Annotated in this window: 16 protein-coding genes; 3 read left to right on the top strand and 13 right to left on the bottom strand. The window is 49.9% G+C overall.

Annotated features, from left to right (window positions below; genetic code table 11):
* Positions 1-124: 124 nt before the first annotated feature.
* Together Pan241w_RS01710 and Pan241w_RS01705 are read left to right on the top strand one after the other, a co-directional pair.
* Positions 125-1,678 carry an FAD-binding oxidoreductase gene (locus tag Pan241w_RS01710; protein WP_145210021.1) on the top strand — a complete coding sequence of 518 codons (1,554 nt, stop codon included), beginning with the start codon at positions 125-127 and terminating at the stop codon, positions 1,676-1,678.
* Positions 1,679-1,723: 45 nt separating this feature from the next.
* Positions 1,724-2,938, top strand: a complete 1,215-nt coding sequence (locus Pan241w_RS01705; RefSeq protein WP_145210017.1) for an aminotransferase class I/II-fold pyridoxal phosphate-dependent enzyme — start codon at positions 1,724-1,726, stop codon at positions 2,936-2,938.
* On the opposite strand, the gene Pan241w_RS01700 is transcribed toward Pan241w_RS01705, so the two are convergent.
* The 11 genes from Pan241w_RS01700 to Pan241w_RS01650 form a co-directional block, all read right to left on the bottom strand.
* Positions 2,929-3,984, bottom strand: a complete 1,056-nt coding sequence (locus Pan241w_RS01700) for a C45 family autoproteolytic acyltransferase/hydolase (protein ID WP_145210014.1) — start codon at positions 3,982-3,984, stop codon at positions 2,929-2,931. The two genes, Pan241w_RS01705 and Pan241w_RS01700, sit on opposite strands and share 10 nt — an antisense overlap.
* Positions 3,985-4,049: 65 nt before the next feature.
* Positions 4,050-5,087, bottom strand: coding sequence for an MBL fold metallo-hydrolase (locus tag Pan241w_RS01695; protein WP_145210011.1), 1,038 nt, complete (start codon positions 5,085-5,087; stop codon positions 4,050-4,052).
* A gap of 33 nt (positions 5,088-5,120) precedes the next feature.
* Positions 5,121-5,936 carry a fatty acid desaturase family protein gene (locus Pan241w_RS01690; protein WP_145210008.1) on the bottom strand — a complete coding sequence of 272 codons (816 nt, stop codon included), beginning with the start codon at positions 5,934-5,936 and terminating at the stop codon, positions 5,121-5,123.
* A 121-nt stretch (positions 5,937-6,057) separates the two neighbouring features.
* Positions 6,058-6,978 carry a DUF7670 domain-containing protein gene (locus Pan241w_RS01685; protein WP_145210005.1) on the bottom strand — a complete coding sequence of 307 codons (921 nt, stop codon included), beginning with the start codon at positions 6,976-6,978 and terminating at the stop codon, positions 6,058-6,060.
* 70 nt (positions 6,979-7,048) lie between these two features.
* The gene (locus tag Pan241w_RS01680; protein ID WP_390620970.1) at positions 7,049-7,948 is read right to left on the bottom strand and encodes a WD40 repeat domain-containing protein; all 900 of its coding nucleotides are present in this window, start codon (positions 7,946-7,948) and stop codon (positions 7,049-7,051) included.
* Positions 7,949-8,199: 251 nt separating this feature from the next.
* Positions 8,200-11,268, bottom strand: coding sequence for a PVC-type heme-binding CxxCH protein (locus tag Pan241w_RS01675; RefSeq protein WP_145209999.1), 3,069 nt, complete (start codon positions 11,266-11,268; stop codon positions 8,200-8,202).
* 68 nt (positions 11,269-11,336) lie between these two features.
* Positions 11,337-12,950, bottom strand: coding sequence for a DUF1080 domain-containing protein (locus Pan241w_RS01670; protein ID WP_145209996.1), 1,614 nt, complete (start codon positions 12,948-12,950; stop codon positions 11,337-11,339).
* A gap of 271 nt (positions 12,951-13,221) precedes the next feature.
* Positions 13,222-14,256 (bottom strand): 6-phosphofructokinase, encoded by a 1,035-nt coding sequence (locus Pan241w_RS01665; RefSeq protein ID WP_145209993.1) that lies wholly within the window; start codon positions 14,254-14,256, stop codon positions 13,222-13,224.
* Positions 14,257-14,477: 221 nt separating this feature from the next.
* Entirely contained in the window at positions 14,478-15,815 is a 1,338-nt protein-coding gene (gene accC / locus Pan241w_RS01660; RefSeq protein ID WP_145209990.1) for an acetyl-CoA carboxylase biotin carboxylase subunit, read from the bottom strand.
* An 89-nt stretch (positions 15,816-15,904) separates the two neighbouring features.
* Positions 15,905-16,411, bottom strand: coding sequence for an acetyl-CoA carboxylase biotin carboxyl carrier protein (gene accB / locus Pan241w_RS01655; protein WP_145209986.1), 507 nt, complete (start codon positions 16,409-16,411; stop codon positions 15,905-15,907).
* A gap of 399 nt (positions 16,412-16,810) precedes the next feature.
* Positions 16,811-17,908: a M24 family metallopeptidase gene (locus tag Pan241w_RS01650; RefSeq protein ID WP_145209983.1), complete on the bottom strand. Its 1,098-nt coding sequence runs from the start codon at positions 17,906-17,908 to the stop codon at positions 16,811-16,813.
* A 264-nt stretch (positions 17,909-18,172) separates the two neighbouring features.
* Between Pan241w_RS01650 and Pan241w_RS01645 the strand changes: the two genes are divergently transcribed.
* Positions 18,173-20,374: a heavy metal translocating P-type ATPase gene (locus Pan241w_RS01645; protein ID WP_198000261.1), complete on the top strand. Its 2,202-nt coding sequence runs from the start codon at positions 18,173-18,175 to the stop codon at positions 20,372-20,374.
* Positions 20,375-20,385: 11 nt separating this feature from the next.
* On the opposite strand, the gene Pan241w_RS01640 is transcribed toward Pan241w_RS01645, so the two are convergent.
* Both Pan241w_RS01640 and Pan241w_RS01635 read right to left on the bottom strand, forming a co-directional pair.
* On the bottom strand, positions 20,386-21,852 hold the full coding sequence (locus Pan241w_RS01640; protein WP_145209980.1) for a type I 3-dehydroquinate dehydratase: 1,467 nt from the start codon (positions 21,850-21,852) through the stop codon (positions 20,386-20,388).
* Positions 21,853-22,603: 751 nt separating this feature from the next.
* On the bottom strand, positions 22,604-24,193 hold the full coding sequence (locus tag Pan241w_RS01635) for a porin (protein WP_198000260.1): 1,590 nt from the start codon (positions 24,191-24,193) through the stop codon (positions 22,604-22,606).
* Between the last annotated feature and the right edge of the window lie 205 nt (positions 24,194-24,398).

The raw sequence follows: 24,398 nt of genomic DNA, 5'->3' as shown, positions 1-24,398 counted from the left end.
GCTTCTCCGACATTAAACAATCTGTCTGCTGATTTTTATAAAAATCAGCAACTTTCGCCGTGATATTCTCCTGAAGACCCCGCCTTGATAATTGCAGGTTCTCATTATTAAGGGGGGGTTCTTGATGCGATGGACATTATTTCGGTCCCGACACTGGAAGTGGGGTAGAAGAAGCCGCCGTTGTGCTATCGTAAGTATGGTCATTTTCTTACTGACGGCAGCGCTGATCGGGCGACCATTGCTGCACTTAGCTCGAACGGCCTGGCAGGATACCGAAGTGCGCGAATCACCGCCGGAAGGTTTCATGGATGATGCCAGCCGAATGAATTTAACCCCAATCCATCAGGTTTGGCCGGTTCCCCTGGATACGACAGCAGCCGAAACACAACTCGCACAACTGTTTGCGCACGCGCATCGAACAGGATTACGCATCTCGATTGCTGGCTCGCGTCACAGTATGGGAGGCCACACTCTAATTCCTGGCGGGATCATGATCGACATGACGCCCTTCAAAAAAATGGAACTGGATGAAGCACAAAATTTGCTGCACGTTCAGGCGGGAGCAAAATGGAGTGAAATCATTCCCTGGCTCAACCAGCGAGGAAAGTCCGTCGCGATCATGCAGTCGAACAATTCCTTTACTGTCGGCGGGTCCATCAGTGTGAACTGTCATGGCTGGCAATATGGCCAACCTCCCATCGCCTCGTCAGTGGAATCCTTTCGTTTGATGTTGGCTGACGGGAAAATTGTCCATTGCAGTCGAACCAGAAACAAAGAACTGTTTTCACTGGCGCTAGGTGGGTATGGCCTGTTTGGAGTAATTCTGGATGTTGATTTGCGAGTGGTACCGAATGAGAGATACCGATTGGAACAATCAATCGTCCCTGTCGAGCAGGCCCTCGGTACGTTCGATACAATGATCGACGATCCCAATGTCGCAATGGTATTCGCTCGAATGAATATCACCCCCGATCATTTCCTGCAGGACGTCATCATCAATGTATTTTATCCTGATCCAGCTACTTCGGGAAAAATACCTGATCTAACAGAACCCAGCATAGCGGCAATTCGACGTCCTATTTTTCGAGGTTCCAGCAGCAACGAGTATGGAAAAAAACTGCGTTGGAATGCGGAGACAAAACTGCAACCACACTTGCAACAGAAATATTATTCGCGGAACCAATTACTGAATGAAGGTGTGGAAATCTTTGAGAATCGTTCTGCAGATCACACCGACATTCTGCACGAGTATTTTATCCCCAAGACAGGTCTTGCGGAATTTGTCAAAGCGTTACGTGAAATCATTCCACGACATAATCAGGACCTGTTGAATGTGACCGTTCGCCAGATTAATACGGATCAGGATACCTTTCTCCGCTATGCAGACCAGCAGATGTTTGCATTCGTGATGCTGTTTTATCAACCACGAACGGAAGGGGGAGACAGAAAAATGGAGGTAATGTCTGTGGATTTGATCGAAGCAGCACTTCAAGCAGACGGCCGATACTACCTGCCCTACCGTCTGCACGCGACACCACAGCAGTTTCACAGAGCCTACCCACAGGCTAAGCAGTTTTTTACATTAAAGAGAGACTATGATCCGCAGGAACTGTTCCAGAATCAGTTCTATCAGAAATATGGCAATCCAGAGAAAGAGATCGAGTATGATGAAGAATAAGATTACGAGTCTGATTTTCTCGGTCACGATCATGAAAGCAAATCAATGTGGATCCGCCTGAGGCTGGATATCGGCTGGCGCGACTTATGCTTTGGTTTCTGCAGTTCACTACTGCCGGGAGGCAGGCAAGTCGCTCAGGCAAAACTGGAAGACCTCTGGTCGGGAGGCAACAATGATGCACTGGTATGTCTCTCCGTCCGTAGTGGATTCGATCTGCTACTGCAGGCCCTTGACCTGCCGACAGGATCAGAAGTTCTGTTTTCCGCAGTCACAATTCCCGACATGCCACTGATTGCGAAAGCTCACGATCTCATCCCTGTCCCCGTTGATCTCAGCGGTAGCGATTTTCAGCTTGATCTGACCGCCTTACAGAAAACAGTCACTTCAAAATCGAAAGTGCTTGTCGTATCGCATCTGTTCGGCGCCCGACCTGAGATGGAAGAGATCCTCAAAGTGGCCCGCAAACATAATCTCTACGTCATAGAAGACTGCGCTCAGGCATGGTGTGAACCCGAGTGGCGCGGAAGCGAACAAGCAGACGCCAGTCTGTTCAGCTTCGGTCCCATTAAAACGGCAACGGCGCTGGGCGGCGCACTTTGTCGTGTGAGTGATCCTGCGATTCTTGATTGTATGCGAAACAGACAAGCACAGGAGCCCGTTCAGGTCGGTAGAAAACTCACCTGCAACATCTGTAAATTCGCCTGCCTCAAAGCGATTTCGACAAAACCCTTTTTCGGTACCATCACCGCACTTGCCAGACGACTTGGAAAAAGTGTTGACGACATCCTCGGCGGTCTAACTCGCGGCTTCTCAGATGATAATTTGCTGGCCCAGTTACGCCAACAGCCCAGCACCGGCACACTCCAGCTGCTGAAACATCGCCTGCAAACCTACGATACTCAACGAATCCACCGACGAATTCAACACGCACAGCGTATCATCACCCGGTTAGAACTGGAACTAACACAGCCGGAACGAATTAATCCACAACACTCGTTCTGGCTGTTCCCATTGCTGAGCGATCAACCTGAGGCACTGATCTCGCAGTTACAACAAGAGGGCTTCGACAGCACTCAGCGGGGACGTCTGGCGGTAGTTCCTCCACCCACTGATCGACCTGGACTCAACTGCCCGCATGCAACGCATCTGTTAAACCAAACGGTATTCCTCCCCTGTTACCCGGAACTGACCGACGCAGCCATTGATAGGATGTGTGGTTTGATCCTCAGTCTGGAGCAGGAAAAGACGGGCTATAACTGATAGATCTCATACGGAGCACTGCAGGGTGTTCCTCGTGAGACGTGCATGCGTCTCTCTCCTGGTTCAATGATCACAGAAAAAACGGTTTGCCAGAATCCGTGATCTGGATCATCATTGACATGCCGGCAAATGGAACGGGGATGGCCCTGATGATCTCTGAGCGCCGTCTTGATCTCCTCAACTCCGATCTCGGCGGTATTTGCACTCAGCAATTCATCAATCCGGGCTTTGCGAGGATGGGAACCGATCAGCTCCGGAAATTGTTCGTTATATTCACACAAATCCGGATGCAGACAATGATTGGTATGCGTTATCCAGCTGGTTTCTTCCGGACGTAGAACCTGCACATCGTCTATCGTGACTTCGAGGTCGGCAGGCCCTTCGGGTGTGGTCAACATGATGTTCGCCGGAATCGCGCGCTGTGCCCGCCTGATCGCGTGGACGGCGGTATCCAGACTGGTCGCCTCATATAATTCGCGGAGCGTGAAATAATGTGGAACTCCCAGCGAGCGACTCGGTGCCGGCAGCGAATTCAGACAGGCCCCGATCCCGGCTTCATTAAAGCCGATATAGGAAATTAATCCTGCCTGGGTCAGTGTCATCAGTGCCGGTTTTCCAACCGGGCGGCGTGTCAGCATGATGGTGAAGGGATCGAGCGTAGGATCATTGTCCCAGTTTTGCGCGACAATCGCGGAACATTTAGAAGTCGCAGGCAGGCTGATTGAGGTACAACCTGAGTCGGAGTCCGGGGTGAACTGGTTACGAATCTGCAACAGCATGATTTTCCAGAATGGCAATCTCGTGGCTTCAGCAACGCCCCGCAGTTCCTCAACAGAATCCGGGCTATATTCTTTCACAAACGGCAAGCACTGTTCCGCCAGCGATTTCGCGTGATCACAGCCGACCTGCATCGTCTCTTGCAGACGCTCGAGCGCCACTTCACAAAACACCTGCACTTCTTCTCTGGCTGTCTCTCCCAGCTGCTGACCCATTTCACGGGGCGTACCAGTGACTTCAATTTCACGATAACGGGTGGTTTCAGGCATGAAAGCTTCTCACTGCTGATTGAGGAAATCGGCTTTTGTTCTCACCTTCATCATACTGATTCCTCTTAGAGTTGTTGAGCGTCCATCGAAGATATGGCTGTGTCCTGTACTTCTTTTTTTATGAATGTCTTCTCATCGGAAGCTTCAGCACGAAATTTTTCGCGGAGAAAGGACTTCACAATGTTACTCCGAGAGAAGTCGGAGCCAGTAATCAAGGAAAGCCAGCCTTCACCAAAAGACAGAAAATCAACCAGACTATGGCGATCGAACACTTTCCGAGTCAATTCTTCAATCGTCTGCTCGTGCGTCGCAAACTGATGTACCCGACTGCGAATCGTCAGCAGAAATTCCAGTTTTCTCTGTAACTGCTGTTCTACCGCCTGGCTCCCTTCAAAAACGGTGCCATGGGCATCAAATAGCCATTCGGGACTTAAGGCCAAAACCTTTTCCAGGCTGGCTATCCATTGGGGACCATCCGCATCACCCAATTGACTGTCCAGATCGGCGGCGATGTAGAGATCTCCGCTGAATAAGATTTTTTTGTCCGGTTCAAACAGACAGATATGCCCCGGACAATGACCGGGCGTTTCGATTACATCAAATTGCGTATGCTCTGTCTTGATTGACGCCCCGATGGGACTCGCATCCGCAATCTGAGTCGGGCCAAATAGAAAACTGCGATACCAGCGCAATTCGACGGGAAAACGAATTTCCGGAATCGCATCCGGATGAACCAGCACCTGTGCTTTACACAGCTCGACCAAAAGGTCGTTGTTTCCCGTATGATCTTCATGATAGTGCGTGTTGACGACCGTGGTGATGTTATCCACGACTCCCAGTTCGATGAGTGTCTGTTTCAAACTGCGACGTGCCCAGGGAAAGCCCGTATCGATCAGCAGTGATCCATCCACGAGATAACAGACGGCGTAATCGTATCCTCCACTGAACCGGCTTAACAGGCGTGTCAGTAAATTATCGATCTGGATACAGGTGATATATTCCACGGGTTGCGTCACAGTCACACGAAAGGGCCATAAGGGAAAACGCCGACAGAATAGTGCATAAGGCTGCCACAATAGAAACCGCAGCCATTTTCCAATCATTGTCTTCTCCCCCACAGGAATCTTGTTTGCTCATCAGAACCAGAAGCGGATCGACTGGAGCCCCATTTTCTCAAACCAGGGATCCAGACGTTGTGCCAGCCGAGGCCAGTTCTGATGAGGAACGTTCGGATAGAGATGATGCTCCAGATGGTAGAGATGATCAAAGGCAATGAACCGAAACAGTGTCCCTCGAAATAACCGTGTCTGATGCACGGCATCGGTTGCCCGCGGATCATGTGGGATAAATGCAGTAATGAGCGGAATAATCCAGCTCCCGGCAATCATCAGACCGACATAGATGACAGGAATAAGAGTATACGGAATCGCAATCAGGGCTCCCAGGATCAGGCAAAACACAACCACGCCTTCCACGATAATCCAGTTCAATCGACCTCGCGGATTTCGCAGCGCCCAGATATAAATTCGAAACTGAAACACAAAACCTTCCAGGATGGCCCGCGGGAAAGACATACGGGATGCATCAGCTTCAATATCATCTTCATGCGGAAATCGTGCATGGTGGTTCAAATGGACCACCTGATAAGTATGACCGCTCCGAAGCGCGATCGCTTCGATCAGAAATAGGAAAAACTCATTGGTCCTGCGCTGTAAACCCAGATTGTGATGAACCAGATCGTGTGAAGTAGAACCGTAAGTAATGAAGCTCATTACAACCAGTGATAAGACTGCAAAGCCCCAGTATCCAGAACAGGCAAACAGCCAATACGCCAGACAGGCAATGAAGGGGACTGAAAGGGTTCGAATCCGCTGACATCTTGTAATCTGAAGTAAATCAGTACCGATGTCTGAAAGCCGAGGAAGATCTGTGGCTGCGATGCTCGTATTCATGTCGAACGCCAACAGGATAAAATGAAACACTGACTAAAACTATCTTAGCATAGGTGATCTGAAAATAAATCTGTTAACGAGATATTAAAGTAATTTGAGAAAAGTTGTTCCTGAACCGTTTTCAAAGTTTGGTTGCCCCAGGTTTGCGGACGGCACGAAAGCCGATACTGGGTGATGCCAGAGTCTTGGGCTTGGGGTAGATGCCGCCATGATAGACCACGATCCAGGCACTTCGTTCGTCCGCTTCGTCAGATGTCCAGAGATAAATCAGGGGGGCAAAGGGATCCCAGAGCGGAGACTCTTTATCAGGTTTGCGTTTGTAGTGTGGTTGATTTCGAACGGGGTCCCATGTTCCGCCTGCATTTCGATTGCCGCGCGTCAATGAACAGACAACTTCTTCGCGCGTTGGCAACCGCCAGAAACCTTGCGGTTCGTTGGCCAGTGACAGACCATCTTCAGTCAGATAGCGAACGCGTTCGCGGGCCTCGTGCCAGTCAACGCCTCCATCCCGACTCCACCCCGGACCGGCCGGCGCCCAGACGAGAGTCACCCCCAGCCCTTCCACCAACCGCTCTCCCCGATCACCATCATCGAATCGCGTGCAAACCCGATAGACAGGCTCTGCCCCCGATCCCAGTAATATCAACAGAGGAATTCCCACCGCAACAGCATAAGCGGCTGCTTTGGGCTGCGGTCGCCCGAATAGAAACAGAAGGCCCACTATCATCGGCAGGGCCGTCAAACAAAGTACGATCTGAATTGAAATACTCGACCGATCAATGATGATCAGAGTTGCGATCACCGCTCCCAGCAAAATAAACAACACTGCGCCGACACGGGGCCAGCGAATTCCCAATACGGCGACACCACTAAAAACGACTGCCGGGCTGAGATAAGCGGCCGTCTGCAGCAACCGCATCCCTAACAGAGGTTGCCACCAACCTTCGTGAAAAGCTTCGATGGTCCCCCAGAACGACCAGAAGCCGGCAGCGAGGGTGACCAGCACCACACCAATCCAGCCAATGAGATTCGTGGTGCGCAACTGGTTCTCCTTTATGATTCGGAGTGATACTGGGACTGCCCTTCATCACTTTTGCGAATGTTTTAAGTGTCTACGGCACTTCCCACAAACGCGCTGTACCATCCCAGCTTGCAGTCGCCGCCAGTTTCCCATCGGGGCTAAAAGCGACTGACGTCACTCGATCTTCGTGTTGAACTGGCTCTCCCTTGAGCTCGCCCGTTTTCACATCCCAAAATCGCGCAGTATTGTCTTCGCTTCCTGTGATCAGGGTCTCTCCATCAGGGCTGAATGCGACTGCTTTCACGGGATTGAATCTCTCATGCGGCAGCGGTTTCCCTTTGAGCTCACCGCTGGCTAAGTCCCACAGACGCACCATACTGTCCTTGCTTCCAGTGGCAATTGATTTTCCATCGGGGCTGAAGGCAAGTGCGTAGACACCATTAAATCTTTTGTTCTCAAGAGTTTTTCCCTGAAGTTCGCCAGTGATTAGATTCCATATTTGTACTTTATCACCACTTGCGATGCCAATCGTTTTCCCATCCGGATTGAATGCAAACGCATTAACTTGACCTCGAAACTGTAGTTGGGTTCCGTTTTTTTCACCACTTTCAATATTCCAGAAAGTGACTTCACTGTTCCGGTTACTTGCAACCAATTTTTGACCATCGGGGCTGATTGCCACAGCATACAGGTTTCCCAGATTTTTAATTGGCTTACCTTTCAAACGACCGCTGGAAACATCCCATAGGCAGACAGCTCCATATTCTCCGGCTGTGATCGCTGTCCTGCCATCAGAGCTGAAGGCCAATGCGCGGACCTCTTCGTTATGCTTTAACAACTTCCCTTTGGGACTTCGTGAGTCAACGTCCCATAGCCGCGCTACTTCGTAGTGACCCGCAGTGAGCAGAGTTTTACCATCTGGACTGAAAGTCACAATATTAACTGCTGATTGATGTCGAAGCGTATTTTTACTGTCGGCAGTTGTCGCCATGAAAACGAGTGCCGCACCAAAAACGAATAAGCCAAAAGGCGTTGTAATCCACCCCCATCTTCGCTTGTACAAAGCAAAAATGAATTGACCAATACCGTTTGTGCTCAGGCGAGGTTTATTACGAACCTCACTTGACACTTCAGACGATAAGTCTGACTGCTCTTCCATCTGACTTCTCCAAGACACCTCATTGAGCCAGGTAAGGGCGGCATCAGGAGGAACGGTAAAGCCCAACGCCCCCCTGGTTCAAATTACCGGCTCGCTTTTTCGTTCTTTTTGGCCTTCTTCAATGTGGTCAGGTACTCGACGATGTTGACGAGTTCTTCCTGAGTCAGCACTTTCTGCAGGTCAGCAGGCATGAGGGAGATCTTTTGTTGAATGATCTCATCCACGTCATCCATTTTGAAGGTGCGTGAAATCGCTTCCGCATCCTTGATCGTGATGGCGTCGTCAGTTTTATTAACCAGGAGTCCATTCACAACGTTTCCCGACTCCAGAATCAGTGTATACGATTCATAGTTGTGGCTGATGCCGGCACTGGGATAGAGGATCGACTCGAACAGCGCTTCGCGGCTCAGCTTCTTACCGATTTCAGACAGATTTGGCCCCACCTCTTTGCCCATGCCATTCACGACGTGACACTTGGCACAAGTACCTTTGGTGTTGAACATCACACGACCATCCAGCGTATCACCCTTCATCCCTGCCAGAACGTTAATGGGAGGTAGAGGTTTGTTGTCTTTGGTGGGCGGTGCCGGGAAAAGTTTGGCGGCCCGTTCTTTGACATCTTTCATAATCGTTGAAGACATCGCAGCAGCAGCAGTCTGTTTTAATTGTGAGTCAAAAGAATCTTTCTCTGCCAGGTCCAGCAGCGCATGTGCGCCGGGCCGAGTCTTGGCAATCGCCCGGACGGCTTCGCGACGATCGACCAGTGGTTCCTGATTGTCTTTGATGATTTTTAACAGGATCGCATTAGCTCCATTATGTCCGGCACTTCCCAATGCCCAGATCAGATCAAGTTTCTGATTCTGTTCTTTTTCGGTATCGCCTTTATCCTGCAGCGATTTCCGAATCAACGCATTCTGTTTCAGACTGAGAGCAGCGCTAATCGCATCGACGGCTGCCTGTGATTTACCCGATTGGCTGGCTAAAGCGACTAACTCGGGATAGTAATCAGACGCCTTGAATTTTCCGACCAGCTTTGTGAACTCGGGAGTACCCCGGCTACTGTCGATCACCTGCGCCAATGCACGCTGGTACTTTTTATCTTGTGTCACAACGTTCGCAGGCATGCGGGAAATGGCTTCTGCGATGATGTAGGTTTCCCGGGTTTTGTTACCTGGTTCCTGCATGAGTGCCAGTTCCGCAACCGCTGCATTTTTTTCTTTTCCGGGAATGAAGTCCAATGCACGGAAATAACGAGGCAGCTCAGCTAATTTCGTATCCGGGTTCTCGATAATTTTAACCAGATAAGGCACAGCCAAAGGAATCTTGGAGCGCCACAGTAGATCGCGGCCAACGGGAGTATCCCAATTGTCGCCCGCCTGCTTGAGCCAGGCTGACATGAATTTTGACTCCTGCTCATCCATGCCAATTCCGAGTGCTTCCAGATACCAGCGATCTTTACCATCATATTGATCAGCCAGTGTGACCCAAAGTCCGGGTGCGGCCGAGGATTGATTGTGATGCAGTGCGATGGCACACTCACGACGCACTTGCGGTGAGGGATCTTTCACTAACTGTTGCACATAGGGAATTACATCCAGTTTGTAACGGCGTGCCGCACGCAGGCCGGTGATGCGAATATCAGGATTCTCATCTTTGATCGCGCGTTCGACGTACTGGTTTGCCTTACCCTTAATGCCAGCCAACAGCCAGAGGGCGCGAGCGCGGTTCCTCTGGTTGTCAGTCTGATAGAGTACTTCCAATTGTGGTTCCGCCTGCTCCTGTAATTCGTGCAATTTATTCCAGGCCAGGTAACGGGTTGCCAGATTCGGGCTTTTAATGCCGGCAATCGCTCCCTCGATTGTGTTCAGGTCGAGCTTCTCGAATTGATATTTCGTATTGGGAGGCGCGATACGGAAAATTCGTCCGCGTTCCTGATCGCCAATCCGGTGTCCCCCCACGCCGGGATCATACCAGTCGGCGACGAACAGGGACCCATCGGGGGCAACACAGACATCGGACGGACGAAACCATTTGTCTTTTTCACTGGTGATGATATTGGCGATTTCGGCTTTGTAGCCAGCCCCCTCTTTTTCAACCGGATACGCGCGGACCACATTCGGTCCGGCATCGGAGTGAATAATTTCACCCTGATATTTTTTCGGTAAAAGAGAACCTTCATAAATGCAGATTCCCGTCGGTGAGCCGGCACCGGTCTGCAGCAAGTTTGGAACCACGCCCGGATCACGCAGGTGCCAGTGACGCAGGGGAATTTCAGTATGCATGCCAGTTCGTGGCGTCTTCCAGCGCGCCCCCGTCAGTTGATCGAGATAGCCGTAATTTCCGTATTCCATTACATAATTGATGCGGACACCACGGTTACCGTCGTCATCGTTATCTGACTGCCAGAGGGTGCCGAAAGAATCGACGGTGATTTCATAGTTATTTCGGAAGTTATGCCCCAGCACTTCGAAGTCAGAGCCATCCAGATTACAACGGAAGACCATCCCTCCCCAGTAAGGTTTACCATTATCCAAAACGGGACGTCCGTCACTTTCAAGAATCGGTTTTCCATCACGATCAAAAACCTGTTTTCCGGTATTCCCATAGTTCCAGTATAGTTTTCCATCGGGACCAAAAATCGAAGTATGGGCAGAATGGTCGTGCTCGCATCCAGCAACTTTGAACAGCAACTCTTTCTTGTCTGCTTTACCATCGTTGTTTTCATCGGTGAAGAGAAACACATTGGGTGAAGCAGCAACGATGACTTTGTTTCCCAGAACACAGATCCCCTGTGAACCGTTGATTTCATTTCCCTGATAAAAAACGGTTGTCTTATCGGCTTTTCCATCGGCGTCTGTATCTTCCAGAATCAGAATCCGGTCGCCCTCTTTGCGGGTCGGAATCCCACGCAGATTGGCGCGGTAATTGACCACTTCGCAGATCCAGACGCGGCCTTGTGAGTCGACGTCCATACTGGAGGGACTGCTGATTTTGGGTTCGGACGCAAACAGAGTTGCCTGCAGGCCGGGAGCCACCGTTAAACTGGGGACAGCCTGGCTGGGGTCATGTTCCGTCTGTGCAGACACGTTTGCGAGGTTGAATGTCGTATTCAGAAACAGGGCGGGAATAATCGCAAGCCAACGATACTTCATGGAGTCAGTTTCCTTCTTATGTTTTAGCTGATGTCCCGGGCGTGAGGTTCATTTTAATCCAAAGTTGTTTATTGATTCCACTCAGCGAGCATCGCTTTGATGCGTGCGGGATTAAAGTTATCTGGTTTAGAATAATCCTGATTTTTCTCGAGTAACTCGACTGTCACAGGCGCCGAATCGATGCCCTGAGAAGGGACTTCGACATGGGCCGTCCAGGCAATCGCATTCAAAACCAATTTGCGAAAATCATCGTGGCCCCAGTTCCAGTGAAAGTGGCCGCCGGTAAAACCAAAACCACGCCCGCCATCGGGACGTTCGTAGGCCCAGGCCATGTGTTGCGGCTGCCCAATTTCCTTACGTACCGCGGGATTTCCGCTGTGAGCACCATCAGGACGTTTGAGTGTTTCTTTGGGAGGAATCGCTGTCAGAATCGGCTGCACGTTTTTCATGTCGGGCTGAAACCGCATGTGATAATACCATTCATCATTGATGGCAAACGGCTCAACACCGTTGGAGATGGGATGAGCGGGCAGACTCTGATAATCGGCAGTCCAGTGAGGATTCACCGACCACCATTCTTCAAAGTAGCCACCAATCCAACGCAGAAATGCATCTCCTGATTCGCCTTTTGGTACTTCAACGCCGTAATGAATGTTGACCATGCCGACGCCTTTCTCGGCCAGCTTATTGAGCTCATCCAGATGGGCGTTATAAGGGTGACGACCGCCACCATCGCAGTAAATCACGATCGAATCAGCATCCTGCAGAATACTGGAGTCTTGAGGCCAGCCTTCGGTGACAACAGTGGCTTCAATATTCAAACCACTCTTGTTCAACGCGTCTGCCAGCAGGATGCACCCGGCACGATGCTCGTGTGCTCCATAACCGTGGCTTTTTTTACCGGCGATCAGAACGACTTTTTTTTTAGCGCCGTCGGTCGAAGAAGTTTTGTTTGCTTTCGGGAATTCTTTCAACTCAATATCGCGGAACTGCACAACCATCGGTGGCCCCTGATGAAGCTGCAGTGCGATGATTCCGTCAGCCCGTCGCTGTTCCACATCTTCATCAGTCACGTCAACGGTTGTCACGCCATTGATTTTATGAATGAAGTGATTGCCGCGAGCGATAATATGGTAATCGTTCCAGTCTTCCTTTTTGATCTTTTTCTGAATCTCATCTGTATCGCCGACTGATCCAACAACTTTGGGTTTGTGATCTTTCCCGATGACCGTCTTCTGTCCGCGTAAACCGAGAATGCCGCGAAAGCGCTCGCCATACAGAATACCCGAATATTTATCACCGGCTTCCATATCGGCCTGATATCCGCCGACCCGCCATTTGTCATCGCCGGGAACTGAGAAACTGCGGTATTGAATTCCCGAATTATGTCCAATGATTTTGTATTTGAGTTTTAATTCAAAGTCGCCGGGAGTTCCGCCACGCCAGATAATAAAGGTATTACCTTTCGTTGGATTTTCTTTAGTGGTTCTACCCGTGATGGCCCCATCTTCAACAGACCAGAAACGAGGATCGCCGTCCCAGTTTTTGAGTGTCTTGCCATCGAAGATTGGCTTGAACCCGTCCTCGCCTGCTTCAGAAACAGGAGGGCTTAAAAAGAAAGCCAGACAGAATAAAGATAGAAAAATGGGGGTATGAATGTAGATCAAGCGCCGTGACGTCATTAGTCCCTCCGGGAAGATAATCAAATGAGAAAGGTCGTTTCTCACTCTGGCAGGATAAGCTGATACGAATCTCTCTACTATCTTAAACAGGCGGGGGGACGTTTATCTAGCGTGAAACCCAAGATTGCCAAATAGATAAGATTGTTAAGTAATTCTTCCCTTCGGAGAGAAAATCCAAATTCAGACCTGGGTCACCATCAGAATTAAGCAAAGGCGTAAAAAAAGGCGCTGTTGCCAGCGCCTGGGTCTTGTTTGTCGCTTTGGATTTGTTTTACTTCAAAAAGACTTCTGCTTCTTCCAGGAAGTTGGGTTCCAGCGCCCGCATTTCGCCGACGGCATCAGCGAGGGCAACAGGAACAACTTGTGTTCCCCGCAGCGCGACCATATAGCCGAAGTGGTGTTTCAATGCCAGCCAACCGGCGTGAACACCACAACGCGTTCCGAGTACGCGGTCATAAGCACTGGGTGAACCGCCGCGTTGCAGGTGCCCGAGTGTCACATGTCGGGTTTCGAAGCCGGTTCGTTCTTCGATCAACTTGGCAACGGTTTCGCCGATGCCCCCCAGTTTGACGTGACCGAAATCGTCGATTTCCCCATCCTGTGTGGTGACGCCTTCTGCTTCACTGAAATGTGCACCTTCACTGACAATCACGATGCCATATTTTTTACCTTTTTCCCGACGTCGTTTTAAGACTTCTACCATCCGGTCCATATCGATTTCGACTTCCGGAACCAGTGTGTAGTCGGCTGCTGTTGCCAGGCCGGAGAACAACGCAATCCAACCAGCATGTCGGCCCATTGTTTCCACAACCATGACGCGGCGGTGTGACTCAGCAGTCGTACGCAAACGGTCAACCGCTTCCATGACAATATTGATCGATGAATCAAAACCAAACGTCACATCTGTCGAGCTGAGGTCGTTATCAATGGTCTTCGGGCAGCCGATGACAGGCAGTTTATGATCATTCCAGAGTTTGTTGGCAACACCCAGTGTATCGTCTCCGCCGATAGCAATCAGACAATCGAGGCCGAGATGTTCAAGTGTTGCAATTACTCTGGGAACATCTTCTTCCGCATTCTTATAAGGATTTGTGCGTGAAGAACCCAGGATGGTCCCCCCCTTGAAGATGATGTCATCTGTGTTTTCGGAAGTCAGTTCAATGTAGTTTCCCTCAATGGCACCACGCCAGCCTTCGAGCAAACCGTAAACTTCACCGCCTGCATTACAGATCACACGTACCGCACCGCGGATCACTGGGTTCAAACCGGGACAATCCCCACCGCCTGTTAAAATACCGACTTTCATTATTCTTCCTGTACCTGTTTCTTAAAAGTAAAGTCTCGAGATCTGAAACGAGACTTGAAAATGTACCATACAACAAATTGAAGTGAGCGAACCTTCGCCTTATAAACCGATGCGTTTTGCCGACAGGGGACTCAGCTGAGATGCGCGAATGCGTAATCTGACAAGTCTGTTACAATACAAAACGATCCGATTTGATATCGCCTTAATCGCACGGTGTTTATTTACCAGGTACGTTCGATAAATGTAGTATCGACCTTACCTTCAATGAATGCCGAGTGATTAAAGATTTTTTTCGCCAGCGGGATTGTGGTTTTGATCCCTTCAATGACGAATTCATCCAGGCAACGCCTCATACACGCCAGCGACTCTTCACGAGTGGGGCGATGTACGATGAGTTTGCCAATCAGAGAATCATAGTAAGGGCCCACTGTGTAACCCTCGTAAATATGCGAATCAAAGCGGACTCCCAAGCCAGCGGGAACTCGCAGCTTTGTAATTTTTCCGGGTGAACCACGAAAATCATTTTCGGGATCTTCCGCATTGATCCGCAGTTCAATCGCGGAGCCGTTACAGGGAATATTTTTCTGTTTGAAATCCAGTTTTTCCCCGGCTGCAACTTTGATTTGCTGTTTGATCAAATCGATGCCGGTAACTAGTTCACTCACCGGATGTTCGACCTGAATTCGCGCGTTGACTTCGATAAAGTAGAACTGATTATCAGGCCCGACCAGGAACTCAACCGTTCCGGCGTTGGTATACCCGGCTGTTTCAATCAGTCGACAGGCAGCCTTACAGATATCTTCGCGAACAGAGTGAGGCAAATTGGGAGCCGGGCTCTCTTCCACCAGTTTTTGATGTCGCCGTTGCAGACTACAATCGCGTTCCCAGAGATGCACTACGTTCCCATGGTTGTCGGCCATGATCTGGACTTCCACGTGGCGGGGATTTTCGATGTATTTCTCGATATAAACACCGGCGTTTTTAAAAGCGGCTTCTGCTTCTGCTGCAGCTGCTTTCAAGCCGGCTTTCAGAGAAATATCATTGCGGGCCACCCGCATGCCTTTACCGCCACCCCCGGCCGTCGCCTTAATCAAAACCGGATAACCAATTTCTTTCGCCACGCTTAATGCTTCTGCTTCATCGTTTACCAGACCTTCGGTTCCCGGTGACAAATGCACGTTGGCTGATTTCGCAATTTCGCGAGCGGAGACTTTATCTCCCAGCTGCGCCATCGCTTCATGTGGCGGGCCGATAAATTCAATATTGCAGCTGCGACAGACTTCTGCGAAGTGCGCATTCTCAGCCAGAAATCCATAACCGGGATGAATGGCTTGCACGTTACCGATTTCAGCCGCACTGATAATGCGATTGATCATCAGATAGCTGTCTGTTGCCGCCGGTGGTCCGATGCAAATGGCTTCATCGGCTAATGAGAGGTAGTGTGCATCCCGATCTGCTTCACTGAAGACCGCAACGGTTTCGATTCCCATTTCACGACAGGCGCGAATGACCCGCAGTGCGATCTCTCCTCGGTTTGCTACCAGTATTCTTTGAAACATGTGTTTTTGACTTGGTAAAAGGACCTACATCTGAAATTATGATCGCCACCGTTTAAAGCACGGCATCGCGAACATTCTACAAAAAGGCATTAGCCTTGCGTGATTCTGAACAGCGGTTGGCCAAATTCGACCGCTTCACCATCCTTCACCAAAATCTCGGAAATCGTCCCGTTCATCTCAGCAGGAATCTGATTAAAGACTTTCATTGCTTCCACAATGCAGACAATCGTATCAGCGCCGACTTTCGAACCGACACTCACGAATGGAGGATCATCCGGACTGGGAGATGCATAGAATGTACCAACGGTCGGGCTCTTGATCACGGGCCCTGATTCCGCTGCGAGAGCCGCCGCTTCCTGTGGAGCCGCGGGGGCAGCAGGGGGCGCTGGCGCGACGGGCTGCTGATGCTGAGCGGGATGAGGCATCGCCGTAGGAACCATCGAGATGGTCTCCTGCGGACCACGTCTTAATTTCCAGGTCTCATCGCCACGCTTCAGATTGACTTCCGTCAGTCCGTGCTTCTCCATCATTTCAAACAGTGTTTGAAGTTTTTCCAAATCGAACGGTTCACCTTTCGGCACCTCGTTTTTTGCCATTGACCTACCTTATTTCATATTCTCAAGCTGCACTCGCATTGCCTGTTATCCTGAGGGAATATCAACGCAAACTGTCGTCAGCAACGCATTTCAGTTTCAAACTCAATGTACCTGACTCTAGCTGGAAAGGGATCGCACACAGATTGCGCGCACGCTCTACCCTGCCCGACTTGCTAAGGTAGAGATTCTAAGCCAAATCGCCTTTGAAAACCAAGCGAAACAGGGGGAGTTTCTCTAATAAAATCATGCACAACGCGTGTTTGGCTCTTGGATTTCAGGAAACGACCTAAGTCTAAAGCAGTACAACTTTAACGATTTTAGGGACCCGCGTGATCAGAGAACGCCTACAGCAAAAATCAGTTATCGTTTGGATAGTACCGCAATCATCTCGATCTGAAATCATAAGATGGTAGATTCAAAGTCCTTAGGAACACTTGTGAGAACTTCATGTCCGGTTCGAGTGACTAATACATCATCTTCAATTCGGACTCCGCCCCATCCCGGCAGATAGATACCAGGTTCGACCGTCACGATCATACCTGGCTTTAATTCCGTAGTAATGTTCCCCCCCAATCGAGGCCCTTCGTGAATATCCAGGCCGATCCCATGCCCCAGACTGTGGGTGAACTGTTTTCCAAAGCCTGCTTTCTGAATGATGGTGCGTGCGGTCTGATCAACTTCCTGACAGGATACCCCGGGACGGATTGCCTTAATGGCTGCCACCTGAGCCTTGAGAACAGTCTGGTAAACTTTTTCGAATTTGGCGGAAGTGCGCCCGTGCACAATCATGCGGGTTAAATCACTTCGATAGCCTTTCTGCGTCATTGCTCCCCAGTCAACCAACAGAAAGGGGGCTTCTCCCACCTGCTTCTGTGTCGGTATCGCATGGGGCAGAGCAGCGCGTTCGCCGACAGCGACAATCGGATCAAAGGCAGCCTGGCGTGCTCCGAAACGGCGCATCGCATGCTCCAGTTCATGGGCTCCCTGAAGCTCGGTCATCTCGTCGGTCAACATCGCACGAAACACTTCATAGCCCCGCTGTGCCTGAGAAACGGCTTCGCGGATCTCCTGAATTTCGGAGACGTCTTTGATCATCCGTAATTCTTCCACAAGTCCGGAAACGGGAATCCACTGGACGGCCGGCGTGAGACCGCTTAACGCATCCAGTAAGTCGCAGGTCACGACATGGCTTTCAAACCCCAATTTGGGAAGATGGGCTTTTTTAAGCACTTTTTCGAGAGCTGCCGTCATGGATTCCGTTGCCTTACGGATATAAACATCCAGACCGGGGCATTCTTCTTCAAGCTGTGTGGTGTAGCGACCATCGCTGATTAAAACAGTCTGACTTTTGCCGATGAGCAAATAACTCGAATCGCCGCTGAAGCCAGTCAGATAGGTCACATTCGTTTCGCTGGTTACCAGCAGTGCCTCTGCACCGATCCGCTTTAGTTGTGAAATTAATTTCTTTTGCCGGGCAGCGAGATAATCCTTACTCATGTTGTTCCTTAAGCTGGAGAGTCCTGTGAGTCATACTTGCTAATTTTGATCTGATTACTTTCAATCCACCACTTCGATCAAATCGGTTATCGAAGTTATTCCACTTAAAACGATCGATGCCGGATCTTATACCTTTTATCAGAAATTTGCGAAGAAAAAAAACCGAAGTTTCTGTTTCTTCTGCCAAGGTGCTATGATTTTAGCAGTCTATCGCTTTTGGATAAGAACTGTCTCTCCTCAATTTTTTCTGAATATCGATTTTTCATGGAACAGAAACCGACCGAACTGATCTTCAAAATTCAGGACATGGATTGTGTCGAAGAAGTCTCAATTCTCAAACGGGAGCTCTCCCCGCTGGTTGGCGGCGAGGAGCACTTGTTCTTTGACGTTCTCAACAGACGAATGATCGTCAATCCCCAGACAGAAAATATCACAACCGCAGCGATCATGGATGCCGTCAGCCAGACAGGCATGCGAGCGGAGATCTGGGATGAGAAGAAAAAGCAGGATACAACAGCCTCATTCTGGTCTCGACAGGGGAGAACTCTGCTCACCAGTCTGAGCGGTGTCATGATGGGGACCGCTTTTTTGACTCATGTCTACTTAACAGGCAGCATTGGTGCAGCTCTCGGTGCTGAAGAAGCAACGAACGGTTTCATGCCGGTTCCTGTGCGGATACAGTACTTGATTGCTATCATCACGGGCATCTGGTTTGTACTTCCCAAAGCCTGGTATGCCTTCAAGCGTTTGCGTCCAGATATGAACCTGCTGATGTGCATCGCCGTCATCGGAGCACTCTGTATTGATGAGTGGTTCGAAGCAGCTGCCGTTGCATTTCTGTTCGCTTTCTCTCAACTACTGGAAGCGTGGAGTGTCGGCCGCGCCCGCAGGGCCGTGGCCGCACTGATGGATCTGACACCGCCGATTGCCCGCGTACGTGATGAGAGCGGAAACGAAACCGTTGTCGCTCCTGAGGAAGTCACGATGGGTGCCACTTTTATTATTCGACCCGGCGAAAAGATTCCCCTGGATGGCCGAATCATCAAAGGCCAAAGCGAAGTGAATCAGGCACCGATTACCGGAGAATCAGTCCCGGTAGTCAAACAGGAAGACGACGAAGTCTTTGCTGGTACAATCAACGGTGATGGACTCCTGGAAGCAAACTGCACCAAGTTAGCCGAAAATACGATCCTGGCACAAATCATTCGCATGGTTGGTGAAGCACAAACCCGCCGTGCTCCCTCCGAATTGTGGGTCGAAAAATTCGCCAAAATTTATACCCCCATCGTGATGGCCGTGGCGTTATTGATGCTGTTGACACTACCCACCCTGTTACAGATCTCGTGGCATGATTCTCTGTATCGCGCACTGGTGCTACTCGTCATCGCCTGCCCGTGTGCACTGGTAATATCAACGCCGGTCAGCATTGTGGCCGCTTTAGCATCTGCTGCCCGGAATGGGGTACTGATTAAAGGCGGTGTCTTTGTCGAGACCCCTTCCAAATTGAAATCGCTGGCGTTAGATAAAACAGGCACACTGACTCAAGGGAAACCTGTTGTCACAAAACTTGTTCCTTTGAATGGTCATACGGAATCAGAGCTTCTGGAACGGGCGGCTGCTCTGGAAGCACACAGCAATCATCCCCTGGCGGTCGCCATTCTGGACGCGGCGGAGGAACGTCAGATAGCTTTTGAACCAGCAGACTCCTATCAGATCATTCAAGGAAAAGGCGCCACAGCGCTGATCAAGGGAAGGGAATTCTGGCTGGGCTCGCACCGTTATCTGGAAGAGCGTAAAGAAGAAACGCCCGAAGTCCATGAACAACTGGAAACACTCTCTAACGCAGGGCAAACCGTAGTCGTAATCGGCAATGAAACGCATGTCTGCGGATTTATCGCACTGGCAGATCGCGTGCGTGAAACATCGGCAGAAGTGATTCGGGAATTGCACGCAGCCGGCATTGAACAACTGGTAATGCTGACAGGGGATAATGCCGGCACCGCCCAAGCCGTCGCTGAAGAAGTCGGCATGGACCGGGTTCATTCTGAATTACTGCCGGAGGATAAAGTATCTGTCATCGAATCACTGGTGGAAGAATACGAGTTTGTCGCGATGGTGGGTGACGGTGTGAATGACGCACCGGCGATGAGTCGCTCCAGTCTGGGGATTGCCATGGGAGCCGCCGGCAGTGATGTCGCCATTGAATCGGCTGATATCGCTTTAATGACTGACGATCTGATGAAAATTCCGTGGTTGATCAGGCACTCGCATCGTACACTGAAAATCATCCGTCAGAACATCATCTTTGCCTTAAGTATCAAGGTCTTATTCATGATGCTGATGGTATTGAACCATGCGTCTTTGTGGGCGGCGATTGCGGCCGACATGGGAGCCTCACTGCTGGTTATTTTTAATGGTCTGCGACTGCTACAGGCACAAACCATTGCCCGATTGAAAAATGTCTGACGCATCGCGATTCAACGCGTGTAATCGCTACGGTTTGCAAAGACGGCTTCCGGAATTTCCTGTCCGGTAATCGCCTTGAAGATCTGATTCAGCTGTTTACGATAAATTTCGTCTACACACACGACCTGGCACCCTCTGTCCTTTGCTTCCCGGATCAGATCGGTTTCTTCAGGCAACTGGCTGAGATCCATCACCGTCATAGTCTCGCGAAGGTAGGCCGGGTTGAATTCACTCTTTCCGTGCCCCAGTTTGAGATCAGGGTCCGTCTGGATTACCACATCGCTCAACGTATCATACAAATTGGCAAATGGAACATAACGAATATCAAACGTCCGCGCAATACCCTGTGCGGCCCGGTCATTGTCTGATGTCACACTGACGACGGCTCCCTGTTGTGCTAGACTGTATACAATGGCTTTCGTCAAACCACTTTGACCGAGGACCAGAATATTTTTGCGTTGGAAGACATTCTCCGTTCCCGTCGCCTTACCTTCGAAGGTTGCCTCCAGACTTTTGAGCGCGCTCCGCCGCATCGTATCATAGGCGTGCCAGCCATCCGGTTGATTTAACTGCAAATCACCATAACCGGTCTGTTCCGATGACTCTTCCAGATGCTCGGCCAGCGGTAAAATAAATTCTCCCATCCGCGGGCTGACCACCAAAGAACGAATTTTCAAAATTCCCAACATTTTATGCACCTGCTTGAAATCGTTGATGACCAGCGGCAAGCAGGTGTAATCCAGGCCTAACTGTTCTGAAGCATTATTGAAAATTTCGATCGTGCGCCGTTCGGCAACTCCCAGTCCGGCGACCCCGATAAAACGCGTTTTGGCAGAGATGCTTCGGTGATGATACACTTCATCCAATTCCGCTAACGTGGGTTGTCCTTCAAACGCTTCCATCCCTTTTTCCAGAGCAGCGTAAATCCAGGGAGAACCATATTTGATGCCCAGCAGCGAAAATGTAATGCCGGCTGCCCCCAGTCCCAGTCCTACAACGGGGATCTCGCGTTTCTGACTGATCGCCGCCAGGAGAGGCCAGGCAGTTTGCAGGGTGGGAGTTGGCCAGGTGAACTTGATGATGTCCGCTTTGGCTTCGGCCATTTCATCAAAAATCTCATCCACCTGCGAGAGTGGTTTCCTGAGACTCGTATAGCTGATAACACGTTTGGTTTTGCCAAATCGCGGCACTTGTTGTGCTGTTTCCAGATCAAGTTCGATGTACGCAGGCTCTGCAATAATCGCCTGCTTCAACAACTGAATTCGCTCGGAGTCTGTTCCTTTAAACTGGCCCCCTTCTTCCGGGCGGCGGCACGATACCAGGATCGGTATCTCAAACCCGGAAATCAAATCTCCAATGTCCGGAGTTTTGATCAATCGATCCAGACAGAGCTCTACCAGGTCCGATTGGGCGGCTGCGTTTAGAATATCAACTTTCGCAAAATTACGAGACTCGGGAGTCACGGAGATACATATCATGAGATCACACAATCAATGGGAAAGGAAAAGACCATCAGAGCCCATCAATTATGTCAAATCCATCGGTGATTAAAAGCGCCAATACAGATCTTCGGTCAATTTCTTTCACCACAAGATCCAGCATTCCAACATAAACAAAAACACCCCCTCTAAAATAGTAGAGGAGGTGTTCTTTGGAGATTCATCAGAGGTAAAATCACAACAGAAGTTCTGCTTCAGAAGTCAGTTGGTTTACCTTTTTCTGATTGATGTTGCAGGAGCCAAAGGAGGTTGGGCGTTTGCCGAGTGCACTGGAGGTTGAGGAGCTGTCACGCAATTCCCCGATGTACAAGAGCCGCAATTGCATTCAACAACCCACTTATAGCCACACTTATCACACGTATAATTATGTTTCTTCAGGACACGTACGGTTTTAATTTTTCCACATTTCAGTTCACAGCATTTTTGCCAGGGGAAACGCACAGGAGGAATGCAGATATCTTTGCACTCAATATTGTAGCAATGCTTTTTGACTTTTAATGTTTCTACATACAGCCGACAGGATTTACAGCCTTGTGAACAGTAGTTGCTGTTTCCACATGCACCGTTCACTTTGTTACAACAGGGAGCACCAGGATTGGCAAAATTCTGGTTTCCCCCGATGGTCATGGCTGTGACTGCCAGTAAAACAATTCCAAGATATTTCATAGGACTCACTTCCTGAAAGATTATTTTTGATCGTTCACACTGTTTATTCCAATTCGACCTGCTGTTAGAAGTCGACCATGAACCGTGTACCAAAGATGTCTGACTTACCACCGGTATAGCCATCGATCGGACCGCGGTCATCAATTTCAGCATGGATATAGTTAAACTGCATTCGGGCATGAGAATTCCACCACCAGACCAAACCCAGTGTCCAGTTGCGTTCGTCACCGCCAGTAACATTGCCGTTACTTAAGTCAAGATATGAGTAGCGTGCAGCAACCTGCCAGGCTCCCCAACCGCTTGCGGTATCACCGTCACAGGTATTGACGAGGAAGAAGTTTTCCAGAGGTTTCACACGAGCAATCGTTCCCGATTTCCGGTCGATCGGCTGGTATTCGCCAGTCAGGAAGTAAGCTGCCTGCACATAAGCACCTTCAAATGTCAGATCGGAACCAGAACTGCCGCGACCGACATTCGTAACCTGATATTCACTGACAACAGAGAAGGACCCTACGTTTAACATGGCTTCAAATCCAAGTGTATTGAACCAGGTTGCGCCAGCGATCCGACCAGTATCCAACCAGCGAGTACTTCCCGTACGTGCTTCGGGGCGTGTTCGGAAACGGGCTTCATTGTTATCCGTTCCGGAACCGGTGGCGTCACCATCAGGATTCGCCCACATGTCGGCAATACCCAAGTGCAGGTAACCGCGACCACCAGAAGTTTCATCATACCAGGGAGTTCCCGCCAGACGACCGTTGACACTCATTTGCCCTGCATCACCAACGTATTGGCCATCTCCGGCAATGTTTTCCAGATTAAAGATACCGTAGCGCCAGTTCCAGGTTTCATCTTCCGAAACACCATAAGCACAAATCCCCAGACGACGTGCATCCTCATTGAATGCTTCAATCACCAACGGACGTTCCATGAATGTGTTGTAACGACTACTGTTAAGGTGATCCATACCCAGAGGCCGTTTCTGATTACCAATTAAGAGTGTCTGAAAGACGGGTAGATCTTTCCATCCCATATAAACATCTTTGAAGGCCGGATTACCAGGATTACCAAAGTCATACTCAAATTTGTAGAGCATGTTATCTTTAATGTCGCCGGAAACACCAATACGCAGACGGCGGAATTCAAACCGGTTTTCTGGATCCATCGGGTCGGGAGGATTATTGAAGGCGGCAATGCCGGGAGTGCTGTCAGAAAAATTCCAGCTATCTAAATGAATTCGACCAAAGACTTTCAATGTCGTTACTTTGGATGCATCTTTGGCTTTCTTTTCCTGCTCAGATTCGCTGAACTTTTTCCAGTCTTCCTCGAGCGTCGAGAGACGGTTTGCCAGATCTTCGTTGCCGGCGGCAAAGTTATTGATCAACAGTTGTTCGGAATCATCCAGACCACCACCCACATCTTTCAAATGAGGAGGTAGAGCAGGTGCTGGAGGCGGAGTTTGTATTTGCTCCTCTCGTTTTTCCTGTTTTTGCTGCTCCAGTTCCTGGATTCGCTTTTCGGCAGTTTCTAACCGGTCCAGCAGTCGTTCCAGTTGATCAGAACTGAGTTTTGTGTCTTCTGCAAAGACACTTGGAGAGGGTACAATTGCCCCCACGAGGAGTAAAATCCCCGTCAGTTTCATGAATGTGCGCATCTTCATCCCTGATGTATCATCGCCCATAATCCATTACAGGCAAGGTTGTGCTAATTTCACTATTCATTGTGCGTCTGCACTAGATAGTCCGATTCCTATAGACGCTTATCGGTGATTCTTTTTTTAAGCGTATATTAAGAAATGATGAAGAAGCTCTGCATTCCGTCTCCCATTAGCTACACGCCCGACAGAGCCCCTAATCGGA

It is taken from the genome of Gimesia alba, assembly GCF_007744675.1.
GTDB classification, from domain to species: Bacteria; Planctomycetota; Planctomycetia; order Planctomycetales; family Planctomycetaceae; genus Gimesia; species Gimesia alba.
Note: the sequence above shows the minus strand (reverse complement) of the source record. Positions and strands in the feature narration are given on the sequence as shown.